This window comes from Xylanibacter muris, from assembly GCF_013166605.1.
In the GTDB taxonomy this organism is placed as follows: domain Bacteria; phylum Bacteroidota; class Bacteroidia; order Bacteroidales; family Bacteroidaceae; genus Prevotella; species Prevotella muris.
Map to the genome: position 1 here is coordinate 367,744 of NZ_JABKKF010000002.1, position 16,191 is coordinate 383,934.

Annotated in this window: 15 protein-coding genes; 7 read left to right on the top strand and 8 right to left on the bottom strand. The window is 44.2% G+C overall.

Annotated features, from left to right (window positions below):
- Nucleotides 1–307: 307 nt before the first annotated feature.
- The 7 genes from pyrF to HPS56_RS03560 all read right to left on the bottom strand — a co-directional run bounded on the left by pyrF (nucleotide 308) and on the right by HPS56_RS03560 (nucleotide 7,196).
- Nucleotides 308–1,135 (bottom strand): orotidine-5'-phosphate decarboxylase, encoded by an 828-nt coding sequence (gene pyrF / locus HPS56_RS03530; RefSeq protein ID WP_172273914.1) that lies wholly within the window; start codon nucleotides 1,133–1,135, stop codon nucleotides 308–310.
- 26 nt (nucleotides 1,136–1,161) lie between these two features.
- Entirely contained in the window at nucleotides 1,162–2,274 is a 1,113-nt protein-coding gene (prfA, locus tag HPS56_RS03535) for a peptide chain release factor 1 (RefSeq protein WP_172274244.1), read from the bottom strand.
- A 182-nt stretch (nucleotides 2,275–2,456) separates the two neighbouring features.
- Entirely contained in the window at nucleotides 2,457–3,605 is a 1,149-nt protein-coding gene (locus HPS56_RS03540; RefSeq protein ID WP_369800268.1) for an AIR synthase-related protein, read from the bottom strand.
- A 35-nt stretch (nucleotides 3,606–3,640) separates the two neighbouring features.
- Entirely contained in the window at nucleotides 3,641–4,390 is a 750-nt protein-coding gene (locus HPS56_RS03545; protein ID WP_172273920.1) for a shikimate dehydrogenase family protein, read from the bottom strand.
- A 33-nt stretch (nucleotides 4,391–4,423) separates the two neighbouring features.
- On the bottom strand, nucleotides 4,424–5,164 hold the full coding sequence (ubiE, locus tag HPS56_RS03550) for a bifunctional demethylmenaquinone methyltransferase/2-methoxy-6-polyprenyl-1,4-benzoquinol methylase UbiE (RefSeq protein WP_172273923.1): 741 nt from the start codon (nucleotides 5,162–5,164) through the stop codon (nucleotides 4,424–4,426).
- 63 nt (nucleotides 5,165–5,227) lie between these two features.
- On the bottom strand, nucleotides 5,228–6,178 hold the full coding sequence (locus HPS56_RS03555) for a phosphoribosylaminoimidazolesuccinocarboxamide synthase (RefSeq protein ID WP_172273925.1): 951 nt from the start codon (nucleotides 6,176–6,178) through the stop codon (nucleotides 5,228–5,230).
- 46 nt (nucleotides 6,179–6,224) lie between these two features.
- A complete protein-coding gene (locus HPS56_RS03560; protein WP_172273928.1) occupies nucleotides 6,225–7,196 on the bottom strand; it encodes a PhoH family protein in 972 nt (323 codons plus the stop codon).
- 305 nt (nucleotides 7,197–7,501) lie between these two features.
- Here HPS56_RS03560 and HPS56_RS03565 point away from each other — a divergent pair, with 305 nt between their 5' ends.
- The 4 genes from HPS56_RS03565 (at nucleotide 7,502) to HPS56_RS03580 (ending at nucleotide 9,999) form a co-directional block, all read left to right on the top strand.
- A complete protein-coding gene (locus HPS56_RS03565; protein ID WP_172273931.1) occupies nucleotides 7,502–8,026 on the top strand; it encodes a nitroreductase family protein in 525 nt (174 codons plus the stop codon).
- Nucleotides 8,027–8,030: 4 nt separating this feature from the next.
- Nucleotides 8,031–8,810 carry a Rossmann-like and DUF2520 domain-containing protein gene (locus HPS56_RS03570; protein WP_172273934.1) on the top strand — a complete coding sequence of 260 codons (780 nt, stop codon included), beginning with the start codon at nucleotides 8,031–8,033 and terminating at the stop codon, nucleotides 8,808–8,810.
- 19 nt (nucleotides 8,811–8,829) lie between these two features.
- Nucleotides 8,830–9,348, top strand: a complete 519-nt coding sequence (locus HPS56_RS03575) for a KdsC family phosphatase (RefSeq protein ID WP_172273937.1) — start codon at nucleotides 8,830–8,832, stop codon at nucleotides 9,346–9,348.
- 69 nt (nucleotides 9,349–9,417) lie between these two features.
- The gene (locus tag HPS56_RS03580; RefSeq protein ID WP_172273940.1) at nucleotides 9,418–9,999 is read left to right on the top strand and encodes a Maf-like protein; all 582 of its coding nucleotides are present in this window, start codon (nucleotides 9,418–9,420) and stop codon (nucleotides 9,997–9,999) included.
- A gap of 1,309 nt (nucleotides 10,000–11,308) precedes the next feature.
- Here the strand turns inward: HPS56_RS03580 and HPS56_RS03585 are convergent.
- Complete coding sequence (locus tag HPS56_RS03585; protein WP_172273943.1) at nucleotides 11,309–13,204, bottom strand: TlpA family protein disulfide reductase; 1,896 nt, start codon at nucleotides 13,202–13,204, stop codon at nucleotides 11,309–11,311.
- A gap of 191 nt (nucleotides 13,205–13,395) precedes the next feature.
- Here HPS56_RS03585 and HPS56_RS03590 point away from each other — a divergent pair, with 191 nt between their 5' ends.
- The 3 genes from HPS56_RS03590 (at nucleotide 13,396) to HPS56_RS03600 (ending at nucleotide 16,172) form a co-directional block, all read left to right on the top strand.
- On the top strand, nucleotides 13,396–13,575 hold the full coding sequence (locus tag HPS56_RS03590) for a hypothetical protein (protein ID WP_172273946.1): 180 nt from the start codon (nucleotides 13,396–13,398) through the stop codon (nucleotides 13,573–13,575).
- 34 nt (nucleotides 13,576–13,609) lie between these two features.
- Nucleotides 13,610–15,706: a M3 family metallopeptidase gene (locus HPS56_RS03595; RefSeq protein WP_172273949.1), complete on the top strand. Its 2,097-nt coding sequence runs from the start codon at nucleotides 13,610–13,612 to the stop codon at nucleotides 15,704–15,706.
- A gap of 190 nt (nucleotides 15,707–15,896) precedes the next feature.
- Complete coding sequence (locus tag HPS56_RS03600; RefSeq protein WP_172273952.1) at nucleotides 15,897–16,172, top strand: hypothetical protein; 276 nt, start codon at nucleotides 15,897–15,899, stop codon at nucleotides 16,170–16,172.
- Nucleotides 16,173–16,191: the final 19 nt, after the last annotated feature.

The following is a 16,191-nucleotide window of genomic DNA, read 5'->3' on the forward strand; positions in this document are numbered from 1 at the left end:
GTTCATTTAATTTTGCAAATATAGCAATTTTTTTTATAAGGCACAATGAAAATGTTTTTTTTCGTATTTAATTCTGTTAATAGTGTTTGTTTATACTTTTGATTAGTGCTTTGTCGTATGGATATGCGGTTACTGGAAAATTAATGAAAATGGTGTAGGAGGTATGATATTGAATGAAGAAATGAAAACGACAATAATCTTTTTATGAATAAAGCCGCGTCAGAACTGATGTCAGACAGTTTTCCTGATGCGGCTTTGTTCATTATAAGTATATTCCGGAATCCGTTACGGAACTTGTGTGGTGGTGCTATATGTTTATTTTGTTCAGTTCGGCAGCCATTTCTGCTTGTAATGCTTTCGCGTTTTTTGCGGCAGCTTCTGCGAAGTCATTTCCTTTTGATGCATAGATGATTCCGCGTGATGAATTGACCAACAGCCCACAGTCTTTAGTCATTCCGTACTTACATACTTCCTGAAGGCTTCCTCCCTGTGCTCCGACTCCTGGTACTAAAAGGAAATGGTTTGGAGCGACATTACGTATGTCTTTGAACATCTCTCCCTGAGTCGCGCCTACAACATACATCATATTTTCCTGATTACCCCACTGTTGTGACTTCAATATTACTTTTTCAAACAAGCGTTGTCCGGTGTTGTCTTCTGTAAGCTGGAAGTCATGGCTTCCCTTATTGCTTGTAAGGGCAAGCAGTATGACCCATTTGCCGTCATACCCGAGAAAAGGCGTTACGCTGTCTTCACCCATATATGGAGCCACTGTAATTGCATCAAGAGCATATTCCTCAAAGAAAGTGCGTGCATACATTGCTGATGTATTTCCGATGTCTCCGCGTTTTGCATCTGCTATTATGAAATGCATTGGATAATTGTCATTGAGATATTGTATCGTTTTCTCAAATGAAATCATACCTTTTATTCCTGCCGCTTCATAGAAGGCGAGATTGGGCTTGTATGATACGCAGTAAGATGCCGTGGCATCTATGATGGCTTTGTTGAAAGCGAATATTGGATCATCTTCTTTTAAAAGATGTTCGGGAATTTTCCTGATGTCTGTATCCAAACCGATACAAAGGAAAGATTGTTTTTCCTTTATTTGGTTTATCAAATCCTGTCTTGTCATTGTCTTGTAAGATAATTTTATATGTTTTACAGCTCGTTTTCTTTCATTCTCTCCGTATTTTCGGCCACAGTGAGTGCGTCAATCACTCCCTGTATGTCACCGGAAAGGAATCCTTGCAGGTCGTGTGTAGTATAGCCTATGCGGTGGTCGGTCACACGTCCCTGAGGAAAGTTATATGTGCGTATTTTTGCGCTTCTGTCTCCTGTTGATACAAGGGTTTTCCTTCGGCTTGCAATGTCGTCGATATATTTCTGGTGCTCTTTGTCGTAAATAAACGTATATAGGCGTGAAAGGGCACGCTCCTTGTTTTTAGGCTGGTCGCGTGTTTCGGTACATTCTATCAGAATTTCCTCCGTCTCACCGGTATTCGGGTTTTTCCACATATAACGCAGACGTACTCCGGATTCGACTTTGTTTACATTCTGTCCTCCGGCGCCTGAACTGCGGAAGGTATCCCATTTTATTTCCCCCTCGTTGACATGGACTTCAAACTTGTCTGCTTCAGGCAGCACGGCCACTGTCGCTGCAGATGTATGCATGCGTCCTTGTGTTTCTGTGGCTGGTACACGTTGTACTCGGTGAACGCCTGACTCATATTTTAAAATACCGTAAACATCAGATCCGCTTATGGCAAAGTCTATTTCCTTAAAGCCTCCTACGGCACCTTCGCTTACGCTGGTTATTGACAGTTGCCAACCTTTTGAGTCACAGAAGTTCTTGTACATCTTAAATAAGTCACCGGCAAACAACGCAGCCTCGTCGCCACCTGTTCCGGCGCGTATTTCCATCTGAACGTTTTTGGCATCTTCCGGGTCTTTGGGTATGAGTGCTATTTTTATCTCCTCTTCCAGTTGCGGCTGGAGCTTTTCGTTTTCGGAAAGTTCCTCGCGTGCCATTTCCTTCATCTCCGCATCATCTTCATTTGCGAGAATGTCCTTGGCTTCCCTTATACTGTTCAGGCAGGCGATATACCGTTTTCGGGCATCCATTATTTCACCGAGGTCTTTATATTCCTTGGTCAGTTTTACAAAACGTTGCTGGTCTGCAATCACGTTAGGGTCGGTAATAAGTGTGGATACTTCCTCAAATCGTGCCTCCAGGCCGTCAAGTTTCTGTAATATGTTGTTATTTTCCATTATTTGTTGTTATCTGTTTTAAATATAACCGCCTCGTCGCAGTCTTGCATATCACCGTTATTTGGTGTCCTGCATGTTTTTATGGCATTGTTTTGATGATGTTCCGCATGTGTGTCACCTGTAGCCGTTATATAAGCTGTTTCATGTGTCTGATTTTTGCGGAAATATCCTGGAGATATTGTTGTTTAATACTCAAATTCTCCAAATTCGGATTTGATAAGAAGGCTCTTTTCCCCATTCTCTATATGACCGATTACCTGTGCGTCAATATTGAAACTCTTGCTGATTTCAATAATCTGTGCGGCCGCTTCTTCATTGACATATATTTCCATGCGGTGTCCCATGTTGAATACTTGATACATTTCGCGCCAGTCTGTGTGTGAGCAGTCGTGGATGGCGCGGAATAGCGGTGGAACGGGGAACATATTATCTTTTATTACCCGGCAATTATCGCTGACGAAATGGAGAACCTTTGTCTGTGCGCCTCCCGTGCAATGCACCATTCCGTGAATCTCAGGACGCAGTTTGTCGAGTATCTTTTTTATTACCGGTGCGTACGTCCTGGTTGGCGAGAGAACAAGTTTTCCCGCGTTTACAGGCGCGCCCTCAACGCTGTCTGTGAGTTTATAGTCTCCGCTGTATACAAGTTCTTCCGGGACGGCATGGTCATAGCTTTCCGGATATTTGCCGGCAAGATACTTTGCGAATACGTCATGGCGTGCGCTTGTGAGTCCGTTGCTACCCATGCCTCCGTTATATTCGTCTTCGTATGTGGCCTGTCCTGATGAGGAAAGTCCTATGATGACATCTCCCGGGCGTATGTTCGCGTTGTTTATCACATCGGAACGCTTCATTCTGCATGTTACTGTAGAGTCGACAATTATTGTACGTACGAGGTCGCCTACGTCTGCTGTCTCTCCTCCTGTGGCGAATATTCCTATGCCCATTTCCCTCATTCGTGCAAGCAGCTCATCCGTTCCGTTTATTATTGCGGATATGACTTCTCCCGGTACAAGCATTTTGTTTCTTCCTATAGTGCTTGATACCAGAATGTTGTCTACAGCTCCGACACAGAGAAGGTCATCGGTGTTCATTATGAGTGCATCCTGTGCGATTCCTTTCCATATACTCAGGTCGCCTGTCTCTTTCCAATACATGTATGCAAGAGAGGATTTCGTTCCGGCTCCGTCGGCATGCATGATATTGCAATATTCCGGGTCGCCTCCCAAAATGTCAGGGATGATTTTACAGAATGCCTGCGGGTATAGTCCCTTGTCGATGTTTTTAATGGCGTTATGAACGTCTTCCTTTGCTGCGCTCACTCCACGCATCATATAACGATTGCTGTTGTCCATATATTATATTTGTTTTATTTGTCTTTCCCGTTCCAGAATTCCCAGCTTGCAAATGCTTGCAGGAGCAGCATCTCGAGACCGTTTTTAACGTTTGCCCCGTATCTTTCTCCTTTCTCCATGAATAGTGTCTTGTCTGGATTATAAATGAGGTCATATAAGATGTTGTGGCTGTCCATTGCCGAATATGGCAGTTGCGGGCATTCGTCAACATTCGGATACATGCCGCATGGGGTACAGTTTATGACTACGTTGTATTCTTTAATTATTTCAGGTGTTATGGCATTGTATTTTATAGTGCCGGGGCGTTCAAAGCGGCTGACAAATACAGTTTCTATGCCGAGTGATTTCAATCCGAAGCAGATGGCCTTTGACGAGCCTCCTGTGCCAAGTATAAGAGCCTTTTTGTGATGTTTTTCCAGCATAGGCTCAATGCTTTGTGTGAAACCTATGACATCAGAGTTATATCCCTTCAATATGGTATTCTTTCCCTCGTGGATAATCTTGATTACATTCACGGCGCCTATGGCTCTTGCTTCCGGACTTATCGAGTCAAGGTATGGAATCACTTTTTCCTTATATGGAATAGTGACGTTGAGGCCTTTTAGGTTGGGATTGGAATCTATAATTTCATGTAGGAGATTTATTGTCGGAATCTCAAAGTTCTCATATATGGCATCAATTCCTTCGTCTGCAAATTTCTGATTGAAATAGCTTATTGAGAAAGAATGTCCCAGCGGATAGCCAATCAAGCCGTATTTGTCCATAGTTTGTTATGTATTAAGTGTCTTGTATTACTTTTATTTACCCTTTTCCGCCCAGTACATCGTGCAAATTCCCAATGTGAGTCTTTTGAACGATGTATTCACAAATCCGGCTTTTTTTAGTATGCCCATCATTGTCTCACCTTGCGGAAAGGCTTCAATTGTGGCTGAAAGGTAGGTGTATGCGCTGTTATCCTTCGATATAAGCTTTCCTATGAAAGGAAGGACTATTCTTGAATATATCCTGAACAGTTGTCTCATAGGAAATCTTACCGGTTCCGTAAGTTCAAGCACACAAAGATGACCGCCTGGTTTGAGTATGCGGCACATCTCTTTCAGTCCTTTGTCAAGGTCTGGAAAGTTCCGTATTCCGAATGTTGCCGTCACTGCATCGAATGTTTCTTCCGGGAAGCTGAGGTTCATGCAGTCTTCACGTACAAATTTTATTCTGTCGTCAAGTTTTTCCCTTGTTGCTTTTTCTGCTCCGAACCGCATCATTCCTTCCGATATGTCCGAGCCTGTCACCTTTGCGCAGGGCAGGCTCTTTGCCGCCATTATGGCGAAGTCTCCGGTACCGGTCGCCACATCAAGAATGCTTTTCGGATCTGCCGTCGCAAGTTTTTTTATCGCCTTTCGTCTCCATCCTTTGTCGATGTTCCATGACAGCCAATGGTTCAGCTTGTCGTAAGATGGCGCGATGTTGTCAAACATCTTTTCCACTTGTCGTCCCTTGCCTTCATGATGGTTGTAAGGCTTTATTTTTTCCTGCTCGTACATTCTTTCTCTAATAATCCCGGAATGCTACGGTAAGAGCATCCCGAGATATTCTATATCCATTATTTATGCTCTTGTGCTGAGATATGTCTCGACATTCTTCTCTATGCGTCCGGCAATGTCGCTGTTTTCGCCTGCCTTGTCGAACTTCTCTCCGGTGATGTGCTCATACAGTTCTATATAGCGTTCGCTGACGCTTTCTGCATATTCATCGGTTATTTCCGGCATTGTCTGTCCGGGCTCGTTCATAAATTCATGCTCAATGAGCCATTGGCGTACAAACTCTTTTGAAAGCTGGCGCTGTGGTTCGCCCTTCTCCAGTTTCTCTTCATATCCTTCTGCGTAGAAATAGCGGCTTGAGTCTGGGGTATGTATCTCGTCTATGAGGAAAATCTTACCGTCCCTCTTTCCAAATTCATATTTTGTGTCGACAAGTATAAGTCCTTGTCTTGCGGCTATTTCCTGTCCTCTGTTAAATAGTTTTCTTGTGTAGTCCTCCATTATGGCATAATCTTCGGCAGAAACGATGCCTTGATTTATTATTTCTTCACGCGATATATTCATGTCGTGTCCTTCGTCTGCCTTTGTTGTAGGAGTTATTATCGGTTCGGGAAAACGCTCGTTTTCCTTCATGCCTTCAGGAAGTTTTACACCGCAAATCTCGCGGCATCCGTTTTTGTATTCTCTCCATGCCGAGCCGGTGAGTATGGAGCGTATAATCATCTCTACCCGGAATCCCTCGCATTTAAGGCCTACTGTCACCATCGGGTCCGGAGTGGCAAGCTTCCAGTTCGGGCAGATGTCTGCCGTCGCATCCAGGAACTTCGCTGCAATCTGGTTCAGCACCTGTCCCTTAAACGGAATACCTTTCGGCAGAATAACGTCGAAAGCTGAGATTCTGTCGGTTGCTACCATGACCATCAGGTCGTCATTGATGTTGTAAACGTCGCGTACCTTACCGTGATAGACATCTTTCTGTCCTGTAAAGTTGAAATCTGTTCTTGTTAATGCTTTCATTGTTATATATGTTTTATTTGGATTTTTGTATTACCGATGTGTCATTTTATTTGTCAGACATATTGGCGTCTGTCTCCTCTTTCAGTTTATCGTGCTTTTGATATGCTTTTACAATGCGTGTCACAAGTTTGTGGCGTACGATATCCTTTTGGTCAAGTTCGACAATGCCTATGCCCTCAATGCCTTGTAGCACTTCCAGTGCGTCTTTGAGTCCACTTTTCTGTTTTGGAGGAAGGTCTATCTGTGTCATGTCACCGGTTATAATCATCTTTGAGTTCCATCCCATTCTTGTAAGGAACATTCTGAGTTGCGCAGGTGTGGTGTTTTGTGCTTCGTCGAGAATGATAGCCGCATCGCTGAGGGTGCGTCCGCGCATGAATGCAAGGGGAGCAATCTGTATAATCTTTTTTTCCGTCATTTCCTGCAGTTTTACTGCCGGAATCATATCTTCGAGAGAATCGTACAGAGGCTGTAAATACGGGTCGATTTTTTCTTTCATGTCACCGGGAAGAAACCCGAGTTTCTCTCCTGCTTCCACAGCCGGTCTGCTCAGTATGATTTTCTTTATCTGTTTTTCTTTCAACGCCTTGACAGCCAGCGCAATCGCAAGGTATGTCTTTCCCGTTCCGGCCGGCCCTACGGCGAAAACCATGTCGTAGCTGTTGAAGGCGTTTATAAAATCCTGTTGTTTCTCGCTTTTAGCCTTTACCGGGCGTCCGTTCACATTGTAGACCAGAACGCCTTCCGGTATGTCTTCAACACCCTTGTGCCCTTTTACAATGTTGAGAATATCCTCGGCATTTAAGGAGTTGAACTTCAATACATGCCGGCGCATCGTTTCTATATTATCCTCAAAGGCGCACATCTGTTCCTCATTGCCTAAAACCCTTATGACATTGTCGCGGGCAACGATGCGTAATTTAGGATAAAGAGACTTTATCATCTGAAGGTGTGCGTTACCTGCCCCATAAAGCATTACAGGAGCAATGTCTTCCAATACAATATGTTTCTCTATCAATTCAGCTAAATTGTTATATTTGTAATCAAGATGCAAAATTACAGAAAACTTTTCAATAATAGATTAAAAAAAGGCGTCTTTTTTATTATGCTTGTCCGTTGCTCGGAAAATATTCGTAAGTTTGCATTTTGAAATGATATACAATGGCCGGATACAGCCGTTGCGGCATGATGTTCCGTGAAAGGTGTTCTTGTCGGTTGGGTGCCGGAGTTGCTGTATAAAGTCTTGTTTTTGTTTCTTATGCATGACAGGATAATTCAAAAACGGAGTTTAAAATATAACAAACTAAAATTTTAAGATAATACATGACAGATTTCAAGGATTTGGCGCTTTTGCGTCGCAGTCATCGTAAGTACGCATCCGAAGAAGTGGATGCGGAAGATTTGAAACTTATTCTCAGGGCCGCCTTATTGTCACCTACATCCAAGGCGCAGCGTGCCTGGCAGTTTATAGTTGTAGATGACAAGACGGATATAGAGAAACTCTCGGATGCAAAGGATGCCGGGTCGCACTTTCTTAAAGACGCCCCTCTTGCCATTGTGGTTCTGGGCAATGCGGCATTGAACGACTGCTGGATTGAAGACGGTGCCATTGCCGCGGTGTCGATGCAGTATCAGGCGGAAGAGTTGGGGTATGGCACCTGCTGGATACAGATTCGCGGACGCGTGCTTGGCGAGACATCGTCGGAAGACGTCGTGCGTGGTATTCTTGGCATACCTGACGACATGAATGTATTGTGTGTGTTGGCATTGGGCCGTAAGGGCGGGGCGCGCAAGCCTCAGGATGAGGATAATCTGAAATGGGAGAATGTGCATATAAATAAATGGTAGGCTTATGAAAATTGTATTGATAGGTGCCGGAAAACTTGCCATGAATGTGGGCCGGGCTTTGCTTGGGGCCGGACATGATATAGTTCAGGTTTACAGCCGCACAATGGAATCGGCCCTACGGGTGGCGGCCGTTGCCGGCGGAGCTCCCACTACCGATATATCTTCTTTAAGCACGAATGCGGATGTGTACATCGTTGCCCTGAAAGATTCTGTACTTGCGGATATCATTCCTTTGGCGTGTCGTGGGCGTGAACGGAAGATCTTCCTGCATACGGCGGGAAGTGTCCCTATGGACATATTCAAAGGCATGGCACTTCATTATGGCGTGTTTTATCCCATGCAGACATTTTCTCTTGAGCGTGAGGCTGATTTCAGCCGCATACCGTTCTTTATAGAGGGCAACGATGAGCTGACACGCAATGCGGCGACCGAACTGGCGTCATCTTTGTCAGAGAAGGTTGTGATGCTTTCTTCCGAACAGCGCAAGCATCTGCATCTTGCGGCTGTATTCGCTTCAAATTTTGTAAACCACTGCTATACAATAGCTTCGGATATTCTTGCAAGACAGGGGGTGCCTTTCGATGTGATGCTTTCACTTATCGACGAGACAGCGGGGAAAGTACACGACATGTCTCCTGCCGATGCCCAGACAGGCCCTGCTGTGAGGTATGACGAGAATGTGATGCGCAGTCATGGTCTGATGCTTCGTGACAATCCGCTTTTTAAGGATATCTACGACAGGATGAGCCTGAGCATACACAAGAGAAGTATAAAGAAGAAATAATGTTTTTTGAATTTCATATATGATAAATTACAATCTGGCAAAAATACGTGCGATTGTTTTTGATGTGGACGGTGTGCTGAGCAGACAGACCATAAGCCTGCATCCCGATGGGGAACCCATGCGCACGGTGAACATAAAGGACGGGTATGCAATACAGCTTGCCATGAAGATGGGGCTCCATATCGCCATCCTCACTGGCGGAACAACACGCAGCGTGCGTTTAAGATATGAGAATCTTGGAGTGAAGGATGTGTTTATGGGATGTGCAGTGAAGATTGTCAAGTATAATGAGTTTATTGCGGCTAACGGGTATTCCGGAGACGAGGTGATGTACATGGGTGACGACATTCCCGATTATGAAGTGATGCGTGCGTGCGGATGCCCGGTATGTCCGGCCGATGCATGTTCAGATATAAAGGATGCGAGCATATATGTGAGCCATCTGAATGGCGGTGACGGGTGCGCTCGTGATGTCATAGAACAGGTGTTGCGTGCCCAGGGCAAATGGTTAAGTTCGGAAAAGGCTTTCGGGTGGTGATACGTTTTTCAGCCTTATATACATTATTATATATGTATATAAGGATTATATATTATTAATTATAACATCATGCTTGATGATCTAAAAAGCAAGAAGATAATACTTGCGAGTAATTCTCCGCGTAGGAGAGAACTGTTGGGAGGACTTGGCATTGAATTTGAGGTGCGTGTCCTTCCTGATATTGACGAGGCTTATCCCGACAATCTTCCAGCATCGGAAGTGGCATTGTACATTGCCCGTGAGAAAGCCGTGGCATATAAAGGAACAATGTCTGCCGGTGAAATCGTTATCACAGCCGACACGGTTGTGATACATGGAGACAGGGTATTGGGAAAACCTGTGGATGATGCGGAGGCTGTTGCGATGCTTTCAGAACTTCGCGGCTGCACCCATCAGGTCATAACAGGAGTGTGTATAACAGGAATTGACAGACAGACGGCTTTTTCCGTAACTACAGATGTGACGTTCCGTGATATATCGGATGAGGAAATTTCATATTATGTGAATAACTATCACCCGTTGGATAAGGCCGGGGCTTACGGCATACAGGAATGGATTGGATATATTGGTGTGACAAAGCTTGAAGGGAGTTATTATAATGTGATGGGGTTGCCTGTTCAGCGTATATATAATGAACTTAAGAGATTTTAATTTGGACTAAATGGAAATATACAGGTTTAAAATGAGAAAAACGTGTATAAATGGAATTTAAAACCACTATTCAGGTGTGTAAAATAGGATTAAACAATTGAAAAGTTGGATTAAATGGAGATATTTTGGCTTAAAATGCAAAAATCGCATAAAAAAGTATCGAAAAGTTTTGGCGGTTGAAATATATTTCATACCTTTGCATCGGACAACTAGTAATTTTAATCTATATTTATCATTTTCCTTCTAGGAACTTGTCTGTGAAGATAGGTTCCTATTCTTTTTTATATAAAACAGTGTCGTTTTTATATCAGATTGTTTATGGTTTAAGAAAAACAATGGGTCAGTCCGACAATTGGCTGACACGTAAATCCGCTGTCTCAGAATCATTTGGCTTAACGAAATCTTCCTTTTGTTTTTTCATCCACAATGTAGGGACGTGCCTTTGGCACGTGTCAGGTGTGGAAACATCCTCCAATAAAATAAAGATATGAATTATCCACATCGCAGACTCTGGATGTTACTCTATATCTTCCTTTCCTCCCCTTTGTTGAGTCGGGGGCTTCTTCTTCTCCGGATATGAGGCGTCGCTTTGCGATGTATATGGTGTTTATAATGAATAGGGTGTGTGGTTGTTTGCCGCCTGACACGTGCCAAAGGCACGTCCCTACTGGAGGATGAGCCCCCTCTTTTCCCTCCTCAAAGGAGAAGGAGCCATTTCCCTTTGGGGAGAGAAAGGATAGGCTTCTTCTGGCTCATCAAGGTAGGCCACGATCTTCATACGGAATGGAAAATATTGAATTTATAAATTATGTGCTGTTAATTTATCAAAAAAGCCGCTGTGTTCTTAAAATTTTGAAATATATTTACATGCTCAATGGATGTAAAATCCTCTTCCGATGAATGGCATGTTCATGCTCAATGAATGGCATATTCATCGGCCGTGAATGGCATGTTTATCAAGCGTGAACATGCCATTCATTTTGGCATACTTTTTGTCTGTGTCTAACGTGTTGTATGTCAATTGGTTACGAATTTTGGAAAATCTATAAAAAGCAATAAAACCATCTGCGTGATTTTTTATTACACATTAAGGCTTTTAATGCGGATTGTCTTAACAAATATTTAGAATAAAGGTTAAGAATAATTGGAGATAAATTCATGAATCAACCGGTAAAGCAATGCCGATTAATCCGGATCACCGATTATACAACATGACATATATGAACCCTTAGGTTTGTCGGGTGAGCCAAAACAATCCGCAAGGTAATGAAAAGATATCTTGCGTATTGTTTTATATATGGCAGGGCAGTTATAGATACCGGTCTATCTCTTTCTTTATTTTGTCTGTACCGGGATAACCGGTCTGCCTGTAAGTAACCTTTCCTGAGCGGTTGAGAATTATGTATGTAGGCACACCTGTGATTTTAAAACGCTTGCCGATAATGTCTTTTTGTGCGGCGTTTAGGCGGTAATGCTCGCCGGGGATATCGGAAATCATATATTTCCACAAGCTTTCCTGCGATGATTCACTCGATATATAGACGAACACCACATCCTTGCTGTCATATTCTTTTTTCATTGGTGCCATTTTCTCATGGGCTATACGGCACGGGCCGCACCATGTTTCCCATACGTCAATGATGACAATCTTGCCACTGTATCGAGCGGCTATGCTGTCGAATGTCAGACTGTCTGTCACGGCTGGAGTCTCGCGTATGTGGTAGCCTTTCTTTTTTCTCTTTTCCTCAAATGATTTTAACAGGTTGTTGTTTGCCAGTTCTATCATCATCCTGTGTGCCTCTGGCAATGCTGCCATACGGGATTTTTGCTCATCGTCCAGGGGTTTAAAGTCGCTTGTTATGCTGAAATACAGTTTTTTTGCATCTGTATTGATGAAATAGGGACCACTTTTGGTGCCGAGCAGCGATGTTGCTTCTGTATTATGTATTTTTCCGAAAATTTCGTATAGTGAAAGAGGCGTGAGGGTAGAGTTTAGCTGTGGCACAATCTCGCGTGGAATGAAATCTGCCGGTAAAGTCTTTTCCAAAGAGTCTGCGTATGTGTCAAGCTGTTTGTCTGTGATTTTTTCTGCATCGAGCATTTCATACGCGAGTTTCCGGTGAATGTCATTCAAGGCATCAATTATCTTAAGATCTGTTTCGAGGGAAATTAGTTCGCTTGTGGCCCGGCTTATAGGCAGATGCTGAATGTTGTTTTTTACCTCGTCTCTCGCTTTCATTAATAGAGACTTGTATTTCGTGGGTGTCATTCCGACCTTTAGTTCCGGTTTTGCTTTTGAGTGCATTGCATCATAATACTGTGCCAGTTCCTGTGCAACTGTTGCCAACGGGCCTTTTACATATAGCGGCAGGCCGTATGGTTTGTCGTCTTTGTGGTACTGGGATGCCCTGCGGCTATACTCGCGAGTGTTTATGCATACTTCTGTTGTCTTTCCAGGTTCTACGAACACTTTTACTCCTTTGGCTATTAGCGGCAGGTAAAGGTTTAAGGCAGTAGTCCCGACAACGGGTATTGAGAAATGAAAAGTTCCATCGGGATTTATGGCAATCTGTTCCGGCATTCGGTTTACGGTAGTGTATGCTCCGAATTTGTTGTGTCTCAGAATCCGTTTGGAGTGCCTGGGGCAGAAATCGAGTAAAAGGCCTTTCACGGTGGCAGTCCCGAATGTTACCGCTGGTGTGGGCAGAGCGTTTTTCTTGTCAACTTTGTGTATTGCCACGCCTTCCGGTAGCCTTGGTGCTTTATTCTTCTTATGGCAATCTGTACTTATATTGCAGATACTGTATCCGTCTTCGTCTTCTTCGCTGAAACATACAGTTTGTGCTTTGGGGTCTATAGGGTCGAAGATAAGCTTGAACACGGTCTCACCGCTTTCCGGCATATATAATTTTTTACCGGGTATGATACCATCTCCGGCACGCAATGCATATTTGCGTCCGTTGTTGTCTATAAGTACTGATTCCTTGGAAATTCTTATCCAGTATTTTGGTCTGTATCTGGCATACATGTGTAACACAGTTGCTGTATCGCTCATTACAATACGGCTTATTTCTATCACGTCTGTGTTTTTGGCCGTGAATGCCGGACGTTCAATCACTTTATCTATTGCATGAGCCATGTCGGAACATGTCGGCGAGGCGGTGAGCAGTGTCAGGGCTGCACCGATTAGTATGTTTTTGTTCATCGGGTTTATGGATGTTCTTATATGAATAAAACGCATTGCGTGCTGTTATATTGCCTGTTGGTGGCTTTTTGTAGTAGTTTTTTTGGGGGGGTAAAGAACTAAGTCTTTCGCTGTATTGCCAGCCGTGCAATTTGCAGCTCAGTCCCAAGGTAGAGCCTGTTGTTTGGGTCAAAAGGGCTTCAATTTACCCTATGATTGAAGATATTCTTCCAAAAGGATTGGCTTTCTCAATTTTTATCCGTACCTTTACCAATCCTGTTTGGGATTCGCCTAATTTTATTGCAACACTAAGTTGGGTGAGTCTTCAGACATGGAAAAATCCAAAGCAAGGAAAAACGTCTTTGGCACGTATGGAAAGTTTCAATTTATAGTGTTGTGGGGATTATATATAATATTTTACATCTAATGAAAAAAACATTTTTAACTATTGCTGCTGCGATGATGATGCTGGCATGTACACAGACAGATCGGAAGAATCCGTTTCTCGAGGAGTGGACCACCCCCGAAGGTGTTCCCCCGTTTGAACAAATTCAGGTGACAGACTATCTTCCTGCTTTTGAAGAAGGTATAAAACAACAAAAGGCTGAAATCAAAGCTATCGTTGACAATCCGGAAGCTCCGACTTTTGAAAACACTCTGGCTGCGATGGACGCCTCGGGCAAGCTGCTTGACAAGGTTTCAATGGTGTTCTTCAACATCACCGAAAGCGATGGCAGTGATGAGCTTGATAAGGTAATGGAGACTGTGCTGCCTTTGGTGAGCGAGCACAATGACAACATCTATATGGATGCCAAGCTGTTTGAACGTGTGAAGGCCGTTTACGATGCAAAGGACGGAAAGGGCTATACCGCCGAACAGCTCATGTTGCTCGACCGCGTATATAAGACATTCGTGCGCAACGGTATTGCTCTGCCTGCCGACAAACAGGCTCGTTTGCGCGAAATCAATTCAAAGCTTTCTGTGTTGCAGCAGCAGTTCGGTAAGAATCTGTTGGCGGAAACAAACGCATATAAGCTCGTGCTCGAAAAAGAAGAAGATCTCGCCGGTTTGCCTGAAAGTGTACGCGCTGCGGCTGCCGAGTTGGCAAAGGCCAATGGTATGGAAGGCAAGTGGGTTATCGGTTTGCAGAATCCAAGCCGCATCCCGTTCTTGCAGAACAGCGACCGCCGCGATCTTCGCGAGCAGGTTTACAAGGCATACATCAGCCGCGGAAACAACGGCAATGAAAACGACAACAAGAAAATTGTTCTCAACATCGTAAAGCTGAGAATAGAGAAGGCCAATCTGCTTGGTTTTGAAACTCCTGCCGATTTTATCCTCGACGATACAATGGCTAAGAAGTCTGATGTGGTGAACAGTTTCCTGTTGGGCATCTTTAACGCCGGAAATAAAAAGGCTAAAAAGGAACTTGCAGAAATGCAGGCTATCGCCGACCGCGAAGGTAAGGGCGTGAAAATCGAGCCGTGGGACTGGGATTATTATGCACAGAAACTCCGTAAGGAGAAGTATGCCATGAATGAAGATGAAATCAAGCCTTATTTCAAGATGGAGAATGTTCGCGCCGGTGCGTTTGCCGTTGCCCACAAACTGTATGGCTTGAATTTTGAAAAGCTCGAAGGCATGCCGCTCTTTAACCCCGAGGCAGAATGTTTCCGTGTTACAGACGCCGACAGTTCTTTGATAGGTATTTTCTATACTGATTACTATCCCCGTGCCTCAAAGCGCGGTGGAGCATGGATGACAAACTTCCGTGAGCAGAGCATTGACAAGGACGGAAATGATGTGCGCCCGGTGGTAATCAACATCGCTAACTTTACGAAACCTACCGCTACAGAGCCGTCGCTCTTGACGATAGATGAGGTGCAGACTTTGTTCCACGAGTTTGGACATGGATTGCACGGACTGTTGGCAAAGGCAAATTATAAGACTGTCAGCGGAACAAATGTGGCGCGCGACTTCGTTGAATTGCCGTCGCAGATAATGGAAAACTGGGCCGTTGAGCCGGAAGTGCTTGCTATGTACGCAAAACATTACAAGACGGGTGAGGTGATTCCTACGGAATTGATAGAGAAAATCCAAGCTACATCTACTTTCAATCAAGGTTTCATGACCACCGAGCTTGCGGCTGCCGCTATCCTTGATATGAATTGGCATGACCTTAAGAGTGCGGACGGCATCGACCCTGTGGCATTCGAGAAGACCATGATGGATAAGATAGGATTGATACCGGAAATAGCTCCGCGCTATCGCACAACCTACTTCAACCACATCTGGTCTGGTGGCTACAGTGCAGGATACTACAGCTATCTTTGGGCAGAAGTGTTGGATAAGGATGCTTTCCAGGCTTTCAAGACTACCGGTCTTTTCAACCCGACAACGGCCCGTGCATTCCGCACATTGTTGGAAAAGGGTGGCACAGAGGAGCCTATGGTGCTTTATCGCACGTTCCGTGGTGCAGAGCCGAATCCGGAAGCCATGCTTGTTGGTCGCGGATTGAAGTAAGAGAGGATAAACAGCCAATGTATTTATAAAATAAGAAGCGTAACGAATAGACCGCAATGGTGTTCGCTACGCTTTTTTTAGGGGCTTTTAGGATATGATTTTATCAGTATATTTGCAGTATCATTATAAATAAGTAAACAATGAAGGTTTTATCAGGAAGACGGTTGTTGTCGGCTGGCATTTATGGCAGATGATAAGCTCTCTTGCATGCGCGCAAACGCAACAGTGGATAAGACATGGCTTGAGCACGGTGTATATAGAGATGGTTGCAGTGCGTGAATGTGCATGCGAAGTTCAGTGTTTATTGCTAATGGCGACTATGTGTCCTTTACAGGAAAAGGTACGGGGCACTGGCGATAGAGGCGACACTTACAACCGTGAGCCGGATAAGGTGGTGTGGAAGTGTACGACATGCAGCGACAGCGGAAAATGTATGTTCTGTAGAGGATTAGACCGCATAAGATAAGGATGTAGGAACCGGAAGA